Origin of the sequence: Streptomyces sp. NPDC002265, assembly GCF_040296125.1 — a bacterium.
In the GTDB taxonomy this organism is placed as follows: domain Bacteria; phylum Actinomycetota; class Actinomycetes; order Streptomycetales; family Streptomycetaceae; genus Streptomyces.
Genome location: NZ_JBEOWS010000017.1, coordinates 34,332 through 55,917, shown reverse-complemented (window position 1 = coordinate 55,917; position 21,586 = coordinate 34,332). Strand labels below are relative to the sequence as shown.

Genomic DNA, 21,586 nt, shown 5'->3' with positions numbered 1-21,586 from the left:
TTAACCCCCACCCCCCGCAAACCGTTATTATGTGGATGGTGAGTGGTGTTCTGAGGTGTGCTATCCCTATCTACCACTCCCCGGTGAGGTCCGCCCGACGATGCCGGGCGGACCTCAACTGCCTTCACCGGCGGATGTTCCACCATTGATCTGACAGCCACCGCAATCGGAGACCGCGATGCCCAGCGCAGCCCGCCGCTTTGCTCTCGACCACCCTCGCGTCATGGACGCTGCGCTGATCACCTGCGTGTTCGCATGCGTGGTCTCGGCAAGCTTCCTCGGCACATGGGATGTGCGGGAACCGATCGCCTGGTGGCCCGGGCTGGTCCTGGGCATCATCGCCACCGCCGCCCTGCTGTGGCGGCGAACCCATCCTCGCCCCGTCGTCGTCGTCACAGGCGTCTGCGCCATCGCCGCGGTGAGCGTCGGCTACCTCACCACCATGCTTCTGCTCGCCCCCGTCATGGTGGCGTTGTTCTGGCTCGCGCTCCTCGACGAGCGTCGGACCGCTCACCTCTTCGGCCTTGGCGTAGTCGTGCTCATGATCCCCGTCGCGGTCTTGCAGGCGCCCCGCTACGCCAGCTTCATCATCGTGACGCTGAATCCGGCTCTGACCCTGCTCCTCCCCGTCGCCTGGGGCTCCGCCCTACGGCTGCGCCGCGCCTTCACCGACTCGCTGCGGGCCCGTGCCGAATACGCGGAACACACCCGAGAGGAGGAAGCGCTGCGCCGGGTCGCGGAGGAACGCGTACGCATCGCCCGCGAACTCCACGACGTCGTAGCCCACCACCTCACGCTCGCCAACGCCCAGGCAATCACCGCGGCGCACCTCATCCGCAACGACCCCGAACAGGCGGAGCAACTGCTCACCGGCTTGAGCGGCACCACCGCCACCGCCCTGCGCGAACTGAAGGCGACGGTAAGGCTGCTGCGCCGCCCCGAAGACTGCGACTCGCCCCTCCAGCCGACCCCGAAACTCGACCAGCTCCCCGCCATGGTGGCGGCTCTCGCGACCACCGGCCTCGATGTCGCCGTCACGACCGAGGGAGAGATCCGGCCGCTCTCCCCCGCCGTGGACCTGACCGCGTTCCGGATCATCCAAGAGGCGCTCACCAATGTCACCAAGCACGCCGGAACCCCCACGGCACAAGTGACGCTGACCTACACGGACGACGTGCTGAAGATCGAGATCAGCAACAAGCGAGGACAGCCCGCCGCAACGGCCTCGACGGCCGTGAACTCAGGGTTCGGACTCATCAGCATGCGTGAACGCGCCCTCTCCGCCGGAGGCCGGTTCGTCGCGGGCCCTCGCCCCGACGGTGGCTACACGGCCCTCGCCGAACTTCCCCTCCACTTCTGACCGGGAACCCCATGACCATCCGAGTGCTCCTTGCCGACGATCAGGCTCTTCTCAGGCACACCTTCCGCATCCTGATCAACTCAGCCAGCGACCTGGAAGTCGTCGGTGAAGCGTCCGACGGTGCGGAAGCCGTCACACTTGCCGGGACGCTCCACCCCGACGTCGTGATCATGGACATCCGCATGCCCGGCACCGACGGTCTGGCCGCCACGACCGCCATCTGTACCGACCCCGCCCTCTCGGCCGTCCGCATCCTCATCCTCACCACGTTCGAGACCGACGAGTACGTCGCCCGCGCACTGCGCGCCGGAGCGAGCGGGTTCCTCGGCAAGGACGTCACAGCTGACGCCCTCCTCGACGCGATCCGCACCGTCGCCGACGGCGACGCCCTGCTCTCCCCAGCCGCGACCAAGATGCTCGTGAGCCGCTTTCTGGTGACACCCGAGCCGGCCGCCGACGCAGGGTTGCCGGAACAGCTCAGCTCCCTCACCGCACGCGAACGAGAAGTGATGATCATGGCCGCACACGGCATGTCCAACACGGACATCGCCGCCGCACTCTGCCTCAGCCCGTTGACCATCCGCACCCACATCCAACGTGCCATGACCAAGCTCCAGGCCCGCGACCGAGCCCAGCTGGTCGTCGTCGCCTACCAGTCGGGACTCGTGCAATCGGGGCCACCCGTCGCTCCCTGAATCCCGTCGGGAAGTGCAGGAAGCTGCTGCCGTTCCAGAAGGGAACACCGATGGTTGTGGCAGGTCACGTCGCCACATCGCCCGCTCGGCCCACGAACGAGACACCTCATGACCAGCGGCGGCCGATACGGCAGCCATCTCCCCTTGCGGCACCCGGAGCGCTGGAGTCTCCCCGCTCAGCGAAGGCCGAGCTTCTCACGTTCGGCTTCGGTCAACTCCTTCATGAGTTCCTCCGGGTCCACCGTGTACTCGGCGTCGTCGAGGGCGTCATAGTCCTGATTGCTCAGCGGCAGGCCAAGCTCGGCGAGTTCGGCGGCCAGTTGTGTGAACGCGATTCGCCTGTCGGGCTCGTCCTGATACCTGGCCCGCTCGGCGGCGCACCCCTCGGCCAGGGTACGGCCGGCCAGGCCCCAGAAGGTGAACTCGGTGTCCAGCTCAATGAGGTGCCAGACGCGGTCTGCGGGTTCGCCGGGGTGCAGCCAGTAGCCGACCCACCCGTTCCCTCCCTTTGCCACGAGCTTGACGTACTGGGCCATCTGCGCGGCTGCGGCGTTGACGGCCTGCATCTCCGGATCCGCGAGTTCCTTCTCGCTCAGATAGCTGGTGTCCAGAAGCGGATGGACCTCTCCCGCCTCGAAGAAGTCGAGGTCGAGAAGGCGGGCGAAGTCGGTGCGGCCTTCCCACTGCGCCACCAGCAGCACGCGCAGATCGTCGGGAATCGGACGGCCGTCCAGCCGCTCGCGGGAGAACTCGGCGAGCCGTTCGTCGTACATACGCCCTCTCCAGAGGTCGAATCAAGATCCTCGCGTCAACGTAACAGCGGTGTCTGACAAGAGGTCGGGTACACCGGCGGCTACCGACCGCCTCCGTGATCCGGACCCGGAACGGGTCCTGTACGCAGGCCGGCCGACCACCCCGCATCCGAAGGCGCACCACCCCGGATCAGGACTGCGCAGCAGTCCCAGAGTCGCGAACTCACGGGACGCACTCAAGAAGGGGCGGCGTGAGTGAATAGGGGGCGTGCTTTTCGATTTCACGCACGACCACGACGGTGAACGGCTCAGCGGTGTGTACGGCGGGGATCCTTCCGGGGCCACCACCGTGGTGCTGCATGGCGCAGGCACCAGCAGCACGGAGCAACTGCTTCCTCTGGTGGATGAGTTCGTGGCCCACGGCAGTCGAGGAATCGCCTTCGACTTCTCCGGGCACGGCAAAAGCACCGGCAAGCTGGGCGAGTTGAGCCTGCGGCGACGGTTCGAGCAGGCCGTCGCGGTGATCGATGTGTATGCGGGGGCGGACGGGTCGCTGGTCCTGGTGGGGTTCGGCATGAGCGGGCAGACGGTGGCCGATCTCGTCCGGCATTACGGGGATCGAGTGACGGCCCTGGGGCTGTGCGCGCCCGCTGTGTACACCCCCGAGGCGTGGGACGTGCCCTTCGGGGACGGAAAGGGCCGGTTCAGCGAGATCATCCGGCAGCCGGACGGCTGGCGGCAGGCGCACGCGCTTCAGGCGCTGCGGGCATACGAGGGCCGGGCGGTGCTCGCCGTGCCGGGCACGGACGCGGTGATCCCACCCGCGGTGACAGAGTCCGTACAGGACGCACTGACCGCGCGCGCCCAATACACGCGGTTCGACCTTCCGGACACGCAGCACCGGCTGGAAATGTGGTTCCGCGATCACGACAACGACCGACGGAAGTTCGTGGAGGCGGTGCTGACCGGCCTCGACGACCGTGGCTGGACGGCCACGCGTGCGTGGGTGGCCAAGCAGCTCGGCGATGGTCGCTCGGTCGCCGACTCGCGCCTGCTGTCCGGTGGTTGGAGCTCTCAGATGCGCCGGCTCACACTCGACGCCGGCACGGACCTGGTGCAACGGACCTTCGTGAAGCCGTTCTTCCGCCACCACGCACCCGGGCTACTAACCCGCGAGGCATCCGTCCTGGCGCTGCTCGCCGGGCAGGCGGGCATTCCAGCTCCCGAGGTCGTCTCTGTGGACGCCACGGCCCAGCACTGCGACCACCCGACCCTGTTGATGTCCGCGCTCCCGGGCCGCGTCCGCGTGGACGAGGACGACCTCGACCGGCGACTGGACCTGCTCGCGGGCCAGCTCGTCCGCTTCCACGGCGTCGTACCGGACGAAAAACCGCGTACCTACCAGGCATGGACGTCCCCGGAGCGCGTCCGGACCCCGGACGGTTCTCTGTGGAAGCGGGCCGTGGACGTGATCCGCCGCGACCCGCCGCCGTACGAAGGCTGCTTCCTGCACCGCGACTTCCACCCCGGGAACGTGCTCTTCAGTGGAGCTGGGCAGGACTTGCGGATCACCGGCATCGTGGACTGGGTCGAGACCTCATGGGGGCCTGCCGACCTGGACGTGGCGCACTGCTCGACCGCGCTCGCGCTGCTGCACGGGCCGGAGTACGGGCTGGGCTTCCCCGAGCGGTACGAGGCACAGGGCGGCCGGGACCTCGCCGACGACCTCGACCACCTGTACTGGCGGCTGCTGGACGCCCTGCACTACTGCCCCGACGCGGCGAAGCTGGCTGGCCCGTGGCGTGACCTCGGGCGAGACGATCTGACGTCCGATGTGCTGGGAGAACGACTGGAGTCGTACGTGGACGGACTGCTGCAACGGTACGGCTGACCGACCCTGGATCATTCGTCTGACACCGGCCCGAGGAGGCGTGCGCATCGACCGCCGTGCTGCTCGTTCATGGCCTGTATCACCGTCCCGAACACTTCGCCCTGGTGGCAGAACGCGTACGAACCGCAGGCGCCTGCTGCACCCTGATCCGCGGCGCCCTCACCACGACGCTCCCTGACGGCAGCCAGGTCGCCGAGTTCATGCTGCACATCTACGCCGACGGCACCGCCGACTGGCGCCGGCACGACGAGCCCTTCGACGAGGTGAACAGCTGATCGGATACGCTGCGGGCCGTCGATCGTGAAGGAAGACATGTTCAAGCGACTTGCAGCGGCCGCCGTGACAGCGGTGCTGATAGCCGGGCTCGGCGCGTGCAGCCGCGGGAGTGACGTCCACGACGACGGCACGGACTACTCGGTCGACGTCGGTCAGGACAGCGGGAGCGTTGCCGAGGAGCCCCAGCCGGACGCGGCCACCACGGCCGACGCCGGCGTCTTCGGCCTCCGGGACGAGATCCGTCACCGCGCCGCCAGGACCACCCGGGCCACACGGCCGCACATGACGAAGAAGTGCACCACGACCACGCGGCGGGTCAAACACACGACCAGCACCGGCTCGGGCACCAAGCGGCATACCCGCACCTGGTACTCGACCGAGCAGGCCAAGACCTGCAAGCAGGTCCGCAGCGGGACCGAGACCTACACGCGCATCGTCCGGCCGGAGCAGTGGTGCGTCAGCTTGGACGACGTCGGCGGCGACACGACACAGGACGATGTCTGGTACCAGGTCAGCAGAACCACCTACAACACGGCCATCGCCACGGACGAACACACCCGCATGGACTTCACCCCCATGGGCAGCGGCTGCTGACCCGGACTCCGCCCGCTGGCGGGGTGAGGCAGGAAACGCGGCTGAGGCTGTTGGTGCGATGGAGTCCTGAGAGCCGAACGGAGTGGCGCCTGGGGCGGGATGTGACGTGCACCTGTCTCGACCGGGCTGCCGCCGGCCATCCCGGCATCCGCGAGGTGCGGGTCGACGGCGGCGACCGCCGGCACTCCCTGAAAGTTCGAAAAAGGCCTCCGCCACAGGTCAAAGGCCCTTTCCCAACGGATCAGCCTCGCCGAGATCAAGTCGCACTACTCCGGACTCGCCACCGGGCGCCGGCAGGCGGCGCGTCCACTGCGCATACGAGCACCGGTGGCACCGCCCGTCGGCTGCACGGGTTCAGCTGGGCCTGACCTCCGCCCGTCGGAGACCTCCCCCTCGGCTTGGCAGCCTTGACCTCATCGGCGTTGCCGATCAGACCCTCGGCCCCTTCGGCCTCGGGACCGGTGGGCTCGCATATTCAGGCCCGGCGACCCCAGGAACAGACCGTCGACCTGCCGCGCAGCAGTGACGAAGGGGCATGACCCAGAACGTCAGAAACCCGCCACTGAATGACCTGGGAGTGCAGACGGCTCACTCCTGGCCGAACCCTGCGTCAGTTGAGGCCACCAGGGCACCTACAGGGCTCGGGTCCCGTCCTCGCAAGGACGACGGGGACAAGGACGGACGGCGCAGCCGGCCGACCGTCAGTCCGTCGGTCGTGTCTTCAGCGCCTCTCGCGGTCGAGGGCGGTGACCTCGCGTACGGCCTCGGCGACGGCCAGGAAGTCCTTCTTCAGGATCACATCGTGGTTGCTCGCGACCTTCGCACTGATGCGGATGTTCGGGTTGCGGGCGGTCACCGCATCGAGGCTGGCGCGGATCCGTTCCTGCTCGTCACCGCGGCTTCCGAGGGACGCCCCCGAAGCGACCACGTACCGTGCCGGGACGGTGATGTCGTCCAGAACGGGGCCCAGCTCGCGCTCGCGGGCGAGCTTGCCGAGTTCGATGTTGATGTTCGCCATCTGTTCGGCATTCATCCGCGGGGTCAGGCCCGTCGGGCGCAGCAGCGGCATGAACCAGCCCATCCGCCGAAACAGCTTCCGGATCCGCTGCTCCATGGCCTCATCCAGCCAGTCGTGCGGCTGCGCGCCCTCGACCAGGACGGCGCCCACGGTGCGGTCCGGGTTCCGGCTGGCCCAGTGCGCGGCGACGAACGCTCCGTAGGACCAGCCCGTCACCAGTGCCCGGTCCACGCCCCTGGCCGCGAGAACCGCATCGACGTCCCGGACGGCGGCCTCGAAGGAGCAGTCCGCCGAACGCATCGACTTCCTGCCGCGAGCCCGCTCGTCGTAGGTGATGTGGCGCCATTCCTTCCCCAGTTCGGCGATGACCCGCCGCCAGTATCCCTGGGTGGCGAACTGGCCGTTGAGGTAGAGCACGGGGATGCCGGAACCGCCGGTGTCGGTGACGGCCAGGGCCGTGTCGTCGACCGGAACCATGCCGGTCCACGGCGCATCGGTCGAGGAAGTGGTGTTCGTCGTCTTGGCCATGGTGGAAGCTCCTTGTTGTCAGAGGCTGCGCGCGGTGATGTCGCCGTGGGCGGTGGTCGCGTGGATGGTCAGGTCCGGAGCGCCGTCGCCGGTGTTCTTGAGTGCGTTGCTGATGCGGCCGTAGGTGGTGTCGGCGTCCAGGCAGGCGGAGACGTTGCCCGCGGCGTCGACCGAGATGTCGCCCTGCTGGGTGCGCAGGGTGAGCGTGCCGCGTACGGCCTCGGCGATCCGGATGTTGCCCCGCTGGGTGCTGATCTGGGCGGGACCGCTCAGGCTGTCGACCGAGACGTCGCCGTCGAGGACGGTGAGGCGGGCGCTGGCGGCCTCGTCGATCTCGACCGAGCGGTAACCCCCCGTGAAGACGATGTTGCCGAGCCGGCCCACGGCCCGGAACTCGGCACTGGCCGCCTTCGCTTCGACGCGGGAGCCGGCCGGCAGATGAACGGTGACCTCGATGGACCCGGAGTTGCCGAGGATCCGGTTGTCGGCGGCCGGAGTCTCGATGCGCAGGACGCCGTCGTCGTAGGTGGCCTGGGTCTGCTCCGCCGTCTTCACGTCGCGGCTCTTCGAGGCGTCGGCGGGCAGGACCTCGACCGTGGTGTCGGTCCGGTCGGCGGCGACGAGCCGGATGCGTACCGCAGGGATGTCGAGGACGGCGGAGACCGGGGCGGGGGTGTCGAACTTCTGCATCGTGCGCTCCTACTCCTGTGGCTCTTGGGGGTGTTGGCCGCGACGGGTTCGTCCGGCGAACGACGGGAACGTTAGGACCATTGCCTCACTCTTGGCAAGGTGTTGCCAAACATAATTGCCAAATATGCGCGGGGATCGATCCCGGGACGGCAAGAGATTGCCTCGAAATGGGCAAATGAGTTAGGGTCGTGCGTGACGCACCCCTCCGGACGTCGGAAGACGTCATCGCTGACCAGGAGTTCGGACATGCTCGAGCAGCCAGTCTTCGGCCGCCGACTCAGGCAACTGAGGACCGAGCGCGGCTTGACACTCACCGCGCTCGCAGGCGAGGGCATGTCCGCGGGATACCTGTCCCGGCTGGAGTCCGGTGCGCGTCAGCCCACCGAGCGGGCCGTCGCACATCTGGCCGCGCAGCTGGGCATCAGCCCCGCCGAACTCACCCAATCCACGGCGACCTCGCTCGCGCGCAGTCTGACGCTGGCGACCGGACTGGGCCAGGACGAAACCGGCGAGACGCTCAGCCAAGCACTGAAGGCCTCGGACGGCGAGGACCCGCTGCTGCGCTGGCAGGCACTCTGGCAAGTCGCCGACTGGCGTCGACGGCGGCAGGAATACCCCGAGCAGCGGGCGCGCCTCGACGAACTGGCCGCGCTCAGCGCAGAGATCGGGCTGTCCGAACTGCAGGCCAGGGCCCTGGCCGAGCTGGCCCGATGTATGCGCGCCACCGGTGAGATCGCCGGCGCCGTCGACACCGCGACGCGCGCCCACGAGCTGGCCAAGCGCGAGCAACTGCCGGCCCGCGTGCAGATCTCGACGCTGCTCGCCCTGGTGTCGGCGCTGGGCGAGGCCGGGCGCTACCCCGACGCCGCCGGCTACACCGACGAGCTGCTCACCCTGACCAAGGGGGGCTCGGGACCGCGCTGGGCGGAAGCCCTGTGGACCGCTGCCAACGTCCGCACCCGTCAAGGCGATCTCGGTGCCGCGACCGAGCTGATGGAGAAGGCCGCCCGCGGCTTCGACGGCCGGGACGATCTGACGGTGTGGATGGGACTGCGCCTCAATCTGGCCCGGCTCTACCTCATGGCCGATCCACCCAGAACGGAAGCCGCCCAGCAGCGCGTCGAAGAAGTCCAGGGAGCCCTGCCGTTCGCAGGCACACCCACCGTTGAGCAGCAGCTGCTGGCGGTGCGCGCCCGCGTCGCCGTCGTCACCGGCCGCCTGGACGAGGCGCGCTCACTGTTGGACCAGTTGGTCGGCTTCGACGACCTGCTGGCGTACCAGGATCGGATCAGGCTCGACGTACTGCGCAACCGCGTGCTGCTCCTGGAGGGCGAGCAGACTCAGGCGCTCGCCGGGCTGCGGGAGCTCGCCGAGCAGGCCCAGCAGAGCGGCAACATGGACCTGGCCGCGGAGATCTGGCGACTCGTCGCCGAATCTCTGGCGAAATAGGCGCACCGCAAGCTCCACCCGAGCCCGGACAGCCACTGCCGCCCGCTGTGCTCCGGTCGCCACCGGCCGACAGCGGGTGGGCTGCCCATCGCCGGCCGACGGCCGGTCTGTCAGACAAGTGGCTCTTCCAATCGATCATCACACGGCGGCCGCCCACTGCCTCGTCCGCAACGTGCCGCACATACCGGGAGTGCACCCGGTCCGACACCCGCCCGCATCCCGGACACACTTTGGGCACGTCATCCCTGGTCAGAGCCGAAATGCGCACCATGCCCGCGCCGACCTCCACCTGTTCAACCCGCATCGAGGCCAACTGGGGCAACAGATCATCAAGTACGACGACACACAACCCAAGCCTGCCGCCGACCCCCTCGCCGCATCAGCGGATCGCCGGATCGCCGGCTCGCCGAAAGGATCAACGGCTACGTAAATCTTGGAAGCGCCATAACGCTGACACGCCCTCCGGGCCGGTGGAACCGTCCGCGAAGGTCCCGAGTTCGGTTGGCTAGGCTGAATCCGGAAGCTGGAGGAGGTTGCGATCTCTATGGGTGACGGCCACGGGCTCGGACGGTCTGAGCAGGAGGACTCGCTCGGAGCCGGATGGGAGAGGTACCGGCCCGCGGTTTTCGGTGTGGCCTACCGGCTGTTGGGAAGCGTGGCCGATGCCGAGGACGTGACCCAGGATGTGTGGCTGCGGGCGGCAGGAGCGGATCTCCAGGACATCGGTGATTTGCGGGCCTGGCTGGTGACGGTGGCCGCGCGGCGGTCTTACGACATTCTCAAGAGTGCCCGGGTCCGTCGGGAGACCTATGTCGGACCGTGGCTGCCTGAGCCGCTGCTGACCGGGCCGGACGCGGCGCAGCCGGTACTCGTCGATGAGTCCGTCAGTTCGGCGATGCTGCTGATCATGGAGGAGCTGTCCCCGCCGGAACGGGTGGCTTTCATCCTGCACGATGTCTTCGGTCTTGAGTTCGGCCAGATCGCCGAAGTCCTGGGCGTCTCCGTGCCGGGTGCCCGACAACTCGCCTCCCGGGCGCGACGGCGGGTGGCCAAGGCGAAGCAGTCCACGCCGCAGGCGTCGAAGGCGGAACGCGAACGCGTCCTCGCGGTCTTCCGTTCCGCGTACGAGGCCGGGGACCTGGCCGGCCTGGTCAGACTCCTGCACCCGGACGCCGTCTACGTCACCGACGGCGGCGGCAAGATCTCCGCGGCACGCAAGCTCATCCACGGCGACGAGCGCGTCGCCGAGGTCATGGTGCGTGTGGGACGCCAGTGGCACCCCGACCACATCGACTTCGCCGAGGTCGGCGGCGAGCTCGCCCTGGTGTTCTACCGCGAAGGCCGGGTCTACTCCGTCGACACGGTCCAGATCACAGACGGTCTGATCACCGCGTACCGCAGGGTCATCAATCCCGACAAACTCTCGCGCGTCTGAGCTGTCACACCCGGAGGGGCCACCTCGTCTCCCTGATGAGAACGTAAAACGGGCGACGAAGGAATGCGCGAGCAGGTGAAATCGATCATGCGCAACGGCATACATCCACCTGCTGCATCTTCCCGATGACGAGCCGCTATGAGCCCTGTGTGAACGGGCTGCGCGCTCGAGTCGCCCCTCCCGGTAAGGATCTGTATGCAAGCCATCACTGTGCGAGACCGTGACGCCGGTCTCGCCGGACTGTCCCTGACGGACATGCCCTACCCCCATGCGGCCGAGAACGACGTCATCGTGCGGGTGCACGCGGCGGGTTTCACCCCGGGCGAGCTGGACTGGCCGGGCACGTGGGTCGATCGCGCAGGCCGCGACCGGACGCCAAGCGTGCCCGGGCATGAGTTGTCGGGTGTCGTCGTAGAGCTGGGGTACGGCACCACCGGCCTGAGTGTCGGCCAGCGGGTGTTCGGCCTGGCCGACTGGACCCGCAACGGCTCGCTCGCCGAGTACGCCGCTGTGGAAGCCCGAAACCTCGCGCCGCTGCCGGCGGACATCGACCACCTTGTGGCCGCCGCACTGCCGATCTCCGGGCTGACCGCCTGGCAGGGTCTGTTCGACCACGGCCGCCTCACCACAGGCCAGACCGTCCTGATCCACGGTGCCGCGGGCGGAGTCGGCTCGATCGCGGTACAGCTCGCCCGCGAGGTCGGCGCCCGTGTCATCGGCACCGGCCGGGCTTCCGACCGGGACAGGGCACTCGCCCTGGGCGTCGACACCTTCCTGGACCTGCAGACCGAGAATCTGGAGGACGTCGGCGAGGCCGACGTCGTGTTCGACGTGATCGGCGGCGACATCCTCGACCGCTCGGCCACCCTGGTCCGAGCCGGTGGCACGCTCGTCACCATCGCCATGCCGCCCAAGGTCCGGCCCAAGGACGGACGGGCGGTCTTCTTCGTGGTCGAACCCGACCGTGCCCGGCTCATCGACCTCGCTACGCGGCTGAGGGACGGACGGCTCAAGCCGATCGTCGGCGCCGTGCGGCCACTCGCCGAAGCACCCGCCGTCTTCGCCCCCGGCCCGCGCACCCCCGGTAAGACGATCATCCGCATCACCGAAGACTGACCAGGAGACCCCCCGTGATCACCATGCGGATCGCCGGCGGCCTCCTGGTCGTTGCCACGCCGGCTGCGGCCACCGGCTTTATCGCCTCGGCCCAGCCCACCCACACCAGGACGCCGACCGTCATCGCGTCATCGAAGCACCCCACCTGAACCCGGACCCCCTGCTCCAGCAGGCCCTGCCGAACGTGACGGGCAAGACGTTCACCTCCGCGGTCGTCGACTTCCCGCCCAGCGCACGCGCCGTGCCGCACCGGCACGGCCCGGCGTTCGTCCACGCCTACGTCCTCGAAGGCACTGTGCGCAGCAAGCTCGACAACCAGCCCGTGACCACCTACCACCAGGGCGGGAACTGGGTCGAACAGCCAGGCGCCCACCATGTCCTCACCGAGAACACCAGCCGGACCGAACGAGCCAAGCTCCTGGTCATCTTGGTCTCCGACCCGGGAGACAAGCTCAAGGTCGACGACCCGAGAGCGTAGCGCGGGGCACGCAGCGGGCAGCAACGCTCCTCACGGACTCTGCCCTCGCCGGAACACACCCCACCAGCCACCAGGACGCCGCCCGAAACGCGGCGCAAGGCCCCACGAAAAAATCGAAGGAACCATGACCGACACCCAGCGCGTCAACATCGGCAAGCAGAACCCGGCCGCCTACAAGGCCCTCATCGCCTTGTCATCAGAGATAGAAGAGTCCGCCGCCGCAGCGGGCCTTGACCCACTCCTGGTCGAGCTGCTGAAGATCCGCACCTCCCAGATCAACGGCTGCGCGTTCTGTCTGCGCATGCACACCCGCGACGCCCTCAACAAGGGCGAAAATCCCGACCGGATCGCCGTGCTGCCCGCATGGGAAGAGACCGGCTACTTCTCCGAGACCGACCGCGGCGCCCTCCGCTTGACCGAGGCGATCACACGCGTACCGGACGGACACGTCCGCGACGAGGACTACAACGCAGCCGCCGCCGTACTCACCAAAGATCAGGTCTCGGCAATCGCCTGGCTGGCAACCGTGATGAACGCCTTCAACCGCGTCGCGATCACCAGCCGGTACCCCGTCGGCAGCTGACCTCGACAGTGACACCGGCGGTAATCCGGGCTGCCGGAGCATTCACCGTCGTGGCGCCTGGTAGGTGGGGCGTTTCGGGCCGCCGCGGGTGAAGCGCCCAGCACCTGCTCGGCCTCTGCCCCGACACCACGGACAGGGCCTTGCGCACCAGCCGTGCTGGCTTGGTCGGTTGTCGCGGCGGCCCTGTTCGGGGTCGCATGCCGTCAGGGTGACCGCAGGGTCTGCCGTGTGCACTCCTCGTGCCGGCTGGTCGTATCGGTGTGCGGATTGCGTGCCGCGATGACGGTGAACAGGGTGGCGACGAGGGCAGAAGCGCCGTAGCCGAGCGCGATCTTCGGTAGTGAAAAGGTGTGGGACAACTGGCCGGAGATGAGGCTGGGAACGGTCGCACCGCTGTAGCTGAGGAGGTACACCACGGCGAAGATCGGTGCGCGGTCTGTCTGGCTGCCGGCATGGAGCAGACCGCGGGTGGTGCCACTGATGGCGATGCCCTGCCCGGCCCCGGCGACGATGGTCGCGGCGATGAACAGCGCAAGCGAACCGGTCGCGATCGCTGTGATGATGCCGGTCCAGCCGGCGCAGAAGCCGGCCATGCCGATGCGCTGAGCTCCTGCCGGTGCGAATCGGCCGCTGAGGGGAGCGCCCAGAGCGCTGGGGGCCATGTAGGCGGCGAACACCAGTCCCAGGACGAGCGGACTGTTCGTGCGGAGCTGATCTTCGACGAGCGCAGGCACGAAGGCTTGGTAGAACGCCCCGGTGGCCCAGGTGGACAAGAGGACCGCGGCCGTGACGGCGAGCAGAGGCCTGACCCGGACCGGAACGCCGACGGTGGGATGCAGTGATCGCCACGCGCCCGGGGCCGGGGTCACGCTGTCCGGGCTGAAAGCGATGAGCACGGTGGACACCACGAGCAGGCCGGCGGAGATGAGGTAGATGAGGTCGCGCGGCCAGGGGCCGAACTGAACCAGGGCACCGGACGCGACGGCGCCTATAGCAAGGCCCAGCATGACTGTCTGGCTGGAAGCGACGGAGGCCAGCCAGGCCGGCTTGGTCGGTGCGGTGTCCACGACGTAGGCGGTGAGGCTGCTGCTGGCCAGACCGGCGCCCAGACCCATCAGAAGCCGGCCGGCGATCAGAATGCCTATGTGGTGCACATTCAACAGCACCAGGCAGCCCAGCAGGAGCAGGCCGAGGCTTGCGAGGGCCGTGGGCCGCCGACCCACATGGTTGGACAGCCGTCCCAGTACCAGCAACGTGCTGATGGTGGCGGCGGAATAGGCGACGACTGTCATCGAGATGCCCGCGTTGGTGAACCCCTCCTGGGCCCGGTAGACGTTGAACAGGGGAATCGTCGAGCCCACCGCGGCGAACGCAGCCGTCAGGGAGAGCACCGCGGACAGGAATGCAAGCCGGAAGGTTCTGCCCGGACGATCCTGGTGGGGCGCTGGAGGCGCATTGTGCATCGAGCAGTGTCCTTTTCTCGTCCTGCATCAGTTCAGCGCGCCGGCCTCTGTCGGGGGCGGTCACAGTTGGCTCCGCGGCTGCTGGCTCCTGCGAAGCCCGTCTCCGCGTCATCACTGTGGTTCGCCCTGCAGGTTCGCCGACTCCGTCGATCATGCAATAAAGGGACTGTTTAGTCCAGACCGGGAGTCGCATCACGCCCTGGCCAGCAAGCCTCTTCGCTCTACACTCGCCCACACCTCCGCGCCGTCCGCCATGTCCGACCGAGGGACACAGTGATTCGGCGTCGCGTGTATCCGATCACCCGCGACCACGCCGTACACTGCCACCTCTCCACACTTGGACTCCATCGTCCACTTTGGGGCTAGGCTGGCAGCAGCAGTGACTCGCGGGGCGAGCCGAGACCGCAACAAGTCCGCTGGAACGACCGGACATCCGAGCGGGGCAGGCCCGAGATCGTCGTTCGCCCGTGAGGCCACTGCAGATGCCCGGACACCACCAGCAGAGGAAGACCGCATGACCGGCCCGACTGAGCCGAACCGCTCCACCATCGATGGCGCCGACGGCGCAGGCCCAGGTCTCCCCACTCGAGGTCAGGCCGTCGTGGGCAACAATGCCGACGATGAGCCCCGTGCTCCCGCGTTCGACTTCGACGTCGTCAACGACGAGAAGGCCGGTGTCTACGAGGCCAGGGCCAGGGGCACGGAGGTGGCCGGACTGGCCTATCAGACCGCCGGCGAGAACCGGCTCGTGCTGCTGGCCACCTCGGTCTTCCCCGAGTTCCGCAATCGGGGCATTGCCACCGAGCTGATCCGACGCGTCCTGGACGATGTACGTGTACAGGCGAAGACGGTCACTCTCACGTGCCCGGTCGTGCGTACCTTCATCGAGCGCAACCCGGCGTATGCCGACCTCGTCGACCCCGAGCACCCCGGAGCCGCAAAAGGGGCTCACCGGCCCTAGCCCAGCTCTTCGCGCATCCTCTGGGGAGAGGTCGTGACCGTGGCGGTCAGCGTCGGCACCGAGGCCGCTACGGGGGAGAACAGCGCGATGCTCATCACCGCAGTGGACGAGACAGGGCTCGGCGAGGTGAAGGGCTTGATGTCATCGATGCACGGAGCGCGGCCGGTGGTTCGCGGCCGTCGGACCCGAAGCGGTCACAGACCTGCCGCACCGGTTCGCTGGCGGCCGCGTCGTGCTGTCGACGCTCTGGGGTGACGCCGGGTACCTGGCCACTTGGGGGCGGGTCAGGAAAGGATCCGCATGAGCGCGGAGAGCGCCTGGGGCCACACATCGTCGGAGGGCACCCCGTAGCCGACGACGAGGGCATCGGCCATGACGTTCCGGGACCGTGCATGGCGGTACTGGGACAGGCCAGCCACTTTGAGCCCCTCACGGACCGCCGCATGCAGAACGCGCTGCTCGGTCCCGGGCGGCAGACTGAGCACGGTATGCAGGCCAGCAGCTGTCCCTGTGGCGCGCACCTTCGGGGCGTGCTGGGCCAAGGCTGTGACGAGGGAGTCTCGCCGGTGGCGGTAGCGCCGACGCCCCGCACGGACGTGATGGCCGTAGGCGCCGGAGGTGATGAATTCAGCCATGGTCAGCTGGCTCAGTACCGCGCACGAGTCGATCGACCCCTTGGCCGCTGTCGCTTCAGCGGCGACCGTGGGTGGTAGCGCCATCCAGGCCAGCCTCAGGCCGGGAGCGAGGGTGTTACTGGCGGTGCCCAGGTAGACCACGCGGTCCGGAGCGAGTGCCTGGAGCGCTCCGACGGACTGTTGGTCGAACCGGAACTCGCCGTCATAGTCGTCCTCCAGGACCAGTCCGCCTGTCCGTGTGGCCCAGTCCACCACGGCCGTCCGGCGATCGCGCTGCAGCGTCGTGCCCACGGGAAACTGGTGGGCCGGCGTGAGCAGGACCGCATCGGTGCCGTCGGGCGGAACCGGGTCCGTCCCGTACGCGTCCAGGGCAAGGGGGAAGGTCTCCAGCCCCGCAGCCGCCAGCAGACCGCGATGCCTGTCTGGGCCGTACGACTCGACGGCGACGCGGCGTGCCCCCCGACCGGCCAGGACTTCGCAGAGGATCTGCAGGGCGTGGGAGACGCCGGCGCAGATCAGGATGTGCTCCGGATTTGCGTCCACGCCCCGGACTCGCGCGAGATGGTCTGCAAGTGCGGCCTGCAGCTCCGGCCGGCCGCGGGGGTCACCGTAGCCGAACGCGTCGTCGGGAGCCGCGGCCAGGGCGCGGCGAGTGGCCTTCAGCCAGGCTGCACGAGGAAACGCGCTGAGGTCGGGGTTACCGGGGATCAGGTCGTAGCACGGATCACCGGACGGTTCGGCGGCCGGGCGGACCGGGATCGGCCGATCGATCATCCTGTCTGTCACGAGTGTGCCCGAGCCTCTGCGGGCGGTAAGCCATCCCTCGGCGACAAGGTCGCCGTAAGCGTCCGCCACGGTGTTGCGGGCAAGCCCGAGGTCGGCGGCGAGCCGGCGGGAGGAGGGCAGTCGTGTCCCGGGCGCCAGGCGGCCGCTGCGCACAGCGTCGCGCACTGCTGCGGCCAGCGCGCGGCGCACACCTCGTCCAGCTCGAATCACGTCACTGTCAAAGACCTGCCGTAGCCGTGCTGGACTGGTCGTACCACGGGCGCCAAGGGACATGACGCTCAGGCCCGGCGGCCGTAGGCCTGCGGATCCACGGGCCGCTCGGCCCTGGGAAGTCCGCCGACCACGAGACGGTAGGAGTCGGTCACGAGTTCCTTCACCAGCTCCTCGTTGACGGTGCCGCCGCCTTCCACCGTGATCCAGTGCCTCTTGTTCATGTGATACCCGGGAGTGATGTCCGTGTGCTGCTCACGCAGGGCTGCGGCGTCGTCCGGATCAGCTTTCAGGATCACGACAGGGCGCCCCGGCATCTCGGTCATGAGCATGAATACCTTGCCTCCCACCTTGTACAGGTCCCAGTCGGGACGCTGCTCCAGGTCGGCGCCGGGCAGTTCCACAGTGCACTCGCCCGCGGTCTTCTGCAGTTCCTGTCCGTCCATGGTGATCAACTCCTGTATCGATCGAGTACCCCGACCGGCTGGCCGAGGCTCCAACGGGGTGTCTCCCGCATCGCCGCACGATGAGCTGTGCTCGCCCGGCGGCGGGACGGGGTTTCGCGACCGGGCGGCGCGATGCGGCCGCCGAGTCGCACCGGTCATGCCCAGCACGCATACGTCCGTCCGCGCAGCGAAGGAGGTCTTCCCATGCCGACGAGTTGGGTTGCCGTGCAATTGGCTGTACCGGCTGATCCGCCGCGAATGCCTGGCCGACCGCGCCGCGGGCCTTCCTCGCCCTGGCCGTCGCCGCCATGGACCTGTCCAGGTCCATGGGGTCCCGTCGGCTGTGCCGCAGGCAGCCCCGTCGACCAGGCTCACGGTGGGGCCACTCTGCCCCGCAGTGTCTGCCGAGGCCGGTGGACGTACGCGTGACCGTTGCCCGCGACCGACGGCGGGGCGTGTCGCCCGGCACGTGATCCGCCGGTTCCGAGGTGCTCACCGCCCTGCCTGACCTGACCAACAGTGCAGTCAAGACAGTCCGCTGCCTCGGCTGGCCGGCTCCGGCCTCGTCCCCCCGTCGGCTTCGCCGGACTGCACCGGCCACTGGGAACGGGACATCCACGTGCATGGCGCTTACCGCCCTGAAGATCCTTGTGGGGCTTGACTGCTCAGCAGTCCGCAGGAGACCGCTCTCCCTCAACGTACCGCAAGACGCTCGTTTTCGAGGACTAAATAGTCCTCTTTTATGGCGAGCGCCTCCGCTTTCGACTGGAGGCTGGGGCTACACACGGGCACAGAATGTGCGCACAGGCATCTCCTGGCACCGCCGAACCCGCACCCGGCCGCCGGGAGGCAGTGAAGGCCCGGTGCCGGAAGCTGCGACGGAATCGCCGGTAACGCGGCACCAGGATTTCCTGGTGCCGCCCTGTCTCAGGTGGCCGAGTGCCCTGCCGGGCCACCCGCCGACCGGTCCCCGGCAGGCGCGGCATAGGCCTTGACGTGCCCGATCGCCATATCCAGGGCGATCCTCATGGGTTTGACGTCCTGAGCTGTCTGCGCGAGGAGGTAGCCACCCTGAAGGGCGGCCATGAGGCCGGTGGCCAGCTCTTCGGCATCTGCGTCGGCGCGAAGGACTCCCGAGTCCTTCATTCGCTCGAGCCCTTCCTCGAGCAGACCCTCCCAGCTGTCGAAGTGCCGGGCGAGCGCCTGGCGCGCCTCTTCGTCCTGATCGGCCAACTCGCCGGCAAGGGATCCGAGCGGGCAGCCGTACGCCCCGTTGCGGAGCGCGTTGTGTTCGATCAGCACGTCGCGCCAGCGTTCCAGCCCGCGCAGGGAGTTGAGCCGCTGGAGGAGCTGATGCTGACGTTTGAGCAGTTCAGCAGCCTGCAATGCGACGACGTCCCGCACCAGTGCATCCTTGTCGGGGTAGTGGCGGTAGAGCTGGGATTTGCTCGTTCCGCTGGCCGCCCTGACGTCGTCGAGGGTCGTGGAAGAGACGCCCCTGACGTACATCATGTCGGCGGCAGCCCTCAAAATGCGCTCCCGAGTCGCCCGCCCGCGCTCGGTCAGCCGGGAGTCGTTTCTGTCGCGCGTCTGTTCCGCCACATCGGCCAGATTACCGCTACGTACGCTAGCAGGATTAAAAAGGGACCTCAAGGTCCTTTTCTGAGATCTTTCGAGACGGCGGGGGCCGCCGGGGCCACAGCCGGCCGAGTGCGCCCCGAATCCCGGCTGACACCGCCGAAGACGATCCAGGCCTCCGGCGCAGCCTCTGAGGACGGGGGCGGTTCCCGCTCTCCGTTCACTCTCTCCCCGCCGAGGAGGGGTAAGGGACGAGCGGCACCACCCCGACCCTCGATGATGCTGTCGCCGCCCTCAATCCGGCCGCGCGGACCGGGGAGACGATCAACAGCGTTCGCCGACACACACGTGCATGAGACTTCATGCGTCCCAGCGCCGGGCAGGGTCGTGCAGGCAACCGCTCCGGACATGCCGCGGCGGAGCCGGACGCACTCCTCGAGCTGCGAACGTGGGCTCAGCTGCGAGCGAAAGTCGCGATGTGGTCCAGGGCCATGTCCAGCGCGACGGCCATCGGCTCGGAGCTGTGAGCGTTCTGCGCAAGCACGTAACCTCCCTGCAGAGCAGCGAGCAGACCGGTACCCAGGCGTTGCGGGTCCGCGTCCGCGGAGAGTACGCCGAGGTCGCGGAGCCGGGTCAGTGTTTCGACAAGCATCCGTTGCCAGGCATCGAATGATGCGTTGAGCGCCTGGCGGGACTGCTCATCGCTGTCGGACAGCTCGATCGACATCGCGCCCAGCGCGCACCCGTACGAACCGTCCTGCAGTGCGTTGGCCTGGACCAGGGCGTCACGCCAGCGGCGCAGACCCGTGAGGGTCTTCACGCCGCGAAGGCGCTGTTCCTCGCGGGCAAGGACGAACTTCGACTGCACGTCGATGACGGCGTGGATCAGCGCGCGCTTGTCCTTGAAGTGGTTGTACAACTGCGACTTGCTCGTTCCGCTCGCCAGGCGGATGTCATCGAGCGTCGTGGCGTTGACGCCCCTGACATAGAAGAGCTTGGCTGCCGAATCAACGATCCGTGAACGGGTCTCCAGGCCGCGTGACGTGCGGCGAGCATCGCTGGTTGCGGGCATGGTGTCTCCCTCGGTCACGTTACTCACCCGTGCTGCTCAGTCGCCGAACGCATCACAAGCGCGGTGGCCTCGAGCCCCAGGCAGCGGCTGGGGCGGATCAGTTGTGACTCCAATACGACCATAAAGGCCGACCAGCGGGGGATGCGGCCCTTGTGATCCTTCACGCAGCTGCCAACGGCGTCACGGCTTGCAAGCCAGGACCGGACCTGCCCTGTGTCGCCCAGTTCCGCACCCGCCCGTCGGGGCACCCCGGCTGCGAGGCTCTGTGCTGCGACGGCCATGGCGACCAGTACCTCCTGATGGACGGATGCGAGACAGAGGTGCAGGCATCCGAGGGCCTTGTCTTGGTTCCCCGCGAGCCCCATCACGCATGGACTAAATAGTCCATCCAATCCAACCGATCTGGACCGAGGCAGACTGACGCGAGACGGCCTGTACCCGCCCGACCCGACCAGTTCAATCCCTCACCAGGGGATCGCAAAGTGGCGATGAACTGCAGTTTTACTGATCCCGCACAGCCTCGAACCCTTAGCGGGCGATCAGGCGGACACCTCTCCCGCCGAAGGGGGTTGCGCAAAAAATTCTGGTCTGTATAGTCCTTTCTATGTGGTGTTCGAGGTGGTCGAGAGATCCGGGACCCGACACCGACGGAGTCATCCCTCTCCGTGCAGGCCACCAGGGCCAGGCGCAACCCACGCGAGTCGAGGTTGCGGCCGGCGCAGGAAGAGCCTGCGGCGGAGCTCCAAGACGCTGCGAGCCCGGTTTGGGCTCGACGACTATTCACACCCCGATCGGAGGTCGATCCGCCATGTCACGACTGAACGTTCCCGCTCCAGAGGACGTGCCGGCCGGCGCGCAGCAGATACTCGGCAGCGTTGGTGCGCAGCTGGGTTTCGTCCCGAACATGTTCAAGACCCTCGCGTCGAACCCGGCCGTCCTTGAGGTCGTCACGAATCTGCAAGGCACCCTGGCCCGGGTTCTCGACGCAAGGACGCGGCACAGCATCGCGCTGGCCGTGTCGCAGGCCAACGGCTGCGACTACTGCTTGGCGATGCACACCCACGTCGCGACCGAATTCGGCGGCATGTCGGGCGACGACATCGAGCTCGGCCGCGCCGGGAGCTCGGTCGATCCCCAGCGTGCCGCGGCTGCCCGCTTTGCGCAGCAGGTGGTCGAGAGTCGCGGACAGGTCGGCGATGCCGACCTCGCGGATGTGCGGAACGCCGGGTACACCGACCCGCAGATCCTGGCGATCGTCGCGGTGGCGGTGCAGTTCCTGCTGACCAACTTCATCAACAACGTCAATCAGACCGACCTCGACATCCCAGCCGTCGACCCGGTCGGGACGATCGTGCCCCAGTGAACCCGCACCCGATCCGCCGGCCTCCGGCGCGGCACGCGGAGAGACCCGTCGCCGTGCTGCGGGAGACGTGGGAGTTCCAGTTGGCGAGGGCCGCGAGCCGGGCCCGCCTCGCCGAGTCCGCGGACGTCGTCAACGGCCCGCGTCATCTCGTCTGTTGAAGCCGGGGCGGCGTCAGGGAACCCCACGCCGCCAACGGCAAACCCCTCA

General features: G+C 68.1%; 22 protein-coding genes and 1 pseudogene. 14 read left to right on the top strand and 9 right to left on the bottom strand.

Annotated features, from left to right (window positions below):
* The first annotated feature begins 223 nt into the window (after positions 1-223).
* Positions 224-1,360: a sensor histidine kinase gene (locus ABT085_RS05385; protein WP_351602417.1), complete on the top strand. Its 1,137-nt coding sequence runs from the start codon at positions 224-226 to the stop codon at positions 1,358-1,360.
* 11 nt (positions 1,361-1,371) lie between these two features.
* Positions 1,372-2,055, top strand: a complete 684-nt coding sequence (locus ABT085_RS05380) for a response regulator transcription factor (protein ID WP_351602415.1) — start codon at positions 1,372-1,374, stop codon at positions 2,053-2,055.
* 176 nt (positions 2,056-2,231) lie between these two features.
* Here the strand turns inward: ABT085_RS05380 and ABT085_RS05375 are convergent, their stop codons facing one another.
* Positions 2,232-2,828, bottom strand: coding sequence for a hypothetical protein (locus ABT085_RS05375; protein ID WP_351602413.1), 597 nt, complete (start codon positions 2,826-2,828; stop codon positions 2,232-2,234).
* Between the two features lie 247 nt (positions 2,829-3,075).
* Between ABT085_RS05375 and ABT085_RS05370 the strand changes: the two genes are divergently transcribed.
* The 3 genes from ABT085_RS05370 to ABT085_RS05360 all read left to right on the top strand — a co-directional run bounded on the left by ABT085_RS05370 (position 3,076) and on the right by ABT085_RS05360 (position 5,568).
* Entirely contained in the window at positions 3,076-4,698 is a 1,623-nt protein-coding gene (locus ABT085_RS05370) for a phosphotransferase (RefSeq protein ID WP_351602411.1), read from the top strand.
* 104 nt (positions 4,699-4,802) lie between these two features.
* On the top strand, positions 4,803-4,973 hold the full coding sequence (locus ABT085_RS05365; protein WP_351602409.1) for a hypothetical protein: 171 nt from the start codon (positions 4,803-4,805) through the stop codon (positions 4,971-4,973).
* 37 nt (positions 4,974-5,010) lie between these two features.
* On the top strand, positions 5,011-5,568 hold the full coding sequence (locus ABT085_RS05360) for a hypothetical protein (RefSeq protein WP_351602407.1): 558 nt from the start codon (positions 5,011-5,013) through the stop codon (positions 5,566-5,568).
* A 721-nt stretch (positions 5,569-6,289) separates the two neighbouring features.
* Here the strand turns inward: ABT085_RS05360 and ABT085_RS05355 are convergent.
* Complete coding sequence (locus ABT085_RS05355) at positions 6,290-7,114, bottom strand: alpha/beta fold hydrolase (protein WP_351602405.1); 825 nt, start codon at positions 7,112-7,114, stop codon at positions 6,290-6,292.
* Between the two features lie 18 nt (positions 7,115-7,132).
* On the bottom strand, positions 7,133-7,804 hold the full coding sequence (locus ABT085_RS05350) for a DUF4097 family beta strand repeat-containing protein (RefSeq protein WP_351602403.1): 672 nt from the start codon (positions 7,802-7,804) through the stop codon (positions 7,133-7,135).
* A 246-nt stretch (positions 7,805-8,050) separates the two neighbouring features.
* Here ABT085_RS05350 and ABT085_RS05345 point away from each other — a divergent pair, with 246 nt between their 5' ends.
* Entirely contained in the window at positions 8,051-9,253 is a 1,203-nt protein-coding gene (locus ABT085_RS05345) for a helix-turn-helix domain-containing protein (protein WP_351602401.1), read from the top strand.
* A gap of 136 nt (positions 9,254-9,389) precedes the next feature.
* On the opposite strand, the pseudogene ABT085_RS05340 reads toward ABT085_RS05345, so the two are convergent.
* Positions 9,390-9,524, bottom strand: a pseudogene (locus ABT085_RS05340) (transposase family protein); the annotation flags it as partial.
* A gap of 273 nt (positions 9,525-9,797) precedes the next feature.
* Here ABT085_RS05340 and sigJ point away from each other — a divergent pair.
* The 5 genes from sigJ to ABT085_RS05315 all read left to right on the top strand — a co-directional run bounded on the left by sigJ (position 9,798) and on the right by ABT085_RS05315 (position 12,865).
* Entirely contained in the window at positions 9,798-10,688 is an 891-nt protein-coding gene (gene sigJ, locus ABT085_RS05335) for an RNA polymerase sigma factor SigJ (protein WP_351602399.1), read from the top strand.
* Between the two features lie 195 nt (positions 10,689-10,883).
* Positions 10,884-11,804: an NADP-dependent oxidoreductase gene (locus ABT085_RS05330; RefSeq protein ID WP_351602397.1), complete on the top strand. Its 921-nt coding sequence runs from the start codon at positions 10,884-10,886 to the stop codon at positions 11,802-11,804.
* A gap of 14 nt (positions 11,805-11,818) precedes the next feature.
* Positions 11,819-11,953 (top strand): hypothetical protein, encoded by a 135-nt coding sequence (locus ABT085_RS05325; RefSeq protein ID WP_351602395.1) that lies wholly within the window; start codon positions 11,819-11,821, stop codon positions 11,951-11,953.
* A 35-nt stretch (positions 11,954-11,988) separates the two neighbouring features.
* Positions 11,989-12,282: a cupin domain-containing protein gene (locus tag ABT085_RS05320; protein WP_351602393.1), complete on the top strand. Its 294-nt coding sequence runs from the start codon at positions 11,989-11,991 to the stop codon at positions 12,280-12,282.
* A 124-nt stretch (positions 12,283-12,406) separates the two neighbouring features.
* The gene (locus tag ABT085_RS05315) at positions 12,407-12,865 is read left to right on the top strand and encodes a carboxymuconolactone decarboxylase family protein (protein WP_351602391.1); all 459 of its coding nucleotides are present in this window, start codon (positions 12,407-12,409) and stop codon (positions 12,863-12,865) included.
* A gap of 203 nt (positions 12,866-13,068) precedes the next feature.
* Here ABT085_RS05315 and ABT085_RS05310 read toward each other — a convergent pair whose 3' ends face one another.
* Complete coding sequence (locus tag ABT085_RS05310; protein ID WP_351602389.1) at positions 13,069-14,328, bottom strand: MFS transporter; 1,260 nt, start codon at positions 14,326-14,328, stop codon at positions 13,069-13,071.
* A 514-nt stretch (positions 14,329-14,842) separates the two neighbouring features.
* On the opposite strand from ABT085_RS05310, the gene ABT085_RS05305 reads away from it, so the two are divergent.
* The gene (locus ABT085_RS05305; protein WP_351602387.1) at positions 14,843-15,289 is read left to right on the top strand and encodes a GNAT family N-acetyltransferase; all 447 of its coding nucleotides are present in this window, start codon (positions 14,843-14,845) and stop codon (positions 15,287-15,289) included.
* Between the two features lie 284 nt (positions 15,290-15,573).
* On the opposite strand, the gene pdxR is transcribed toward ABT085_RS05305, so the two are convergent.
* The 4 genes from pdxR to ABT085_RS05285 all read right to left on the bottom strand — a co-directional run bounded on the left by pdxR (position 15,574) and on the right by ABT085_RS05285 (position 20,016).
* The gene (pdxR, locus tag ABT085_RS05300; RefSeq protein WP_502982640.1) at positions 15,574-16,983 is read right to left on the bottom strand and encodes a MocR-like pyridoxine biosynthesis transcription factor PdxR; all 1,410 of its coding nucleotides are present in this window, start codon (positions 16,981-16,983) and stop codon (positions 15,574-15,576) included.
* Between the two features lie 5 nt (positions 16,984-16,988).
* Positions 16,989-17,366: an MmcQ/YjbR family DNA-binding protein gene (locus tag ABT085_RS05295; protein WP_351602385.1), complete on the bottom strand. Its 378-nt coding sequence runs from the start codon at positions 17,364-17,366 to the stop codon at positions 16,989-16,991.
* Positions 17,367-18,293: 927 nt separating this feature from the next.
* Entirely contained in the window at positions 18,294-18,968 is a 675-nt protein-coding gene (locus ABT085_RS05290) for a TetR/AcrR family transcriptional regulator (RefSeq protein ID WP_351602383.1), read from the bottom strand.
* 430 nt (positions 18,969-19,398) lie between these two features.
* Positions 19,399-20,016, bottom strand: a complete 618-nt coding sequence (locus ABT085_RS05285) for a TetR/AcrR family transcriptional regulator (protein ID WP_351602381.1) — start codon at positions 20,014-20,016, stop codon at positions 19,399-19,401.
* An 808-nt stretch (positions 20,017-20,824) separates the two neighbouring features.
* Here ABT085_RS05285 and ABT085_RS05280 point away from each other — a divergent pair.
* Both ABT085_RS05280 and ABT085_RS05275 read left to right on the top strand, forming a co-directional pair.
* Complete coding sequence (locus ABT085_RS05280) at positions 20,825-21,379, top strand: carboxymuconolactone decarboxylase family protein (protein WP_351602379.1); 555 nt, start codon at positions 20,825-20,827, stop codon at positions 21,377-21,379.
* Positions 21,376-21,537, top strand: coding sequence for a hypothetical protein (locus ABT085_RS05275; RefSeq protein ID WP_351602377.1), 162 nt, complete (start codon positions 21,376-21,378; stop codon positions 21,535-21,537). The genes ABT085_RS05280 and ABT085_RS05275 overlap by 4 nt, the downstream gene beginning before the upstream one ends.
* Positions 21,538-21,586 lie beyond the last annotated feature (49 nt).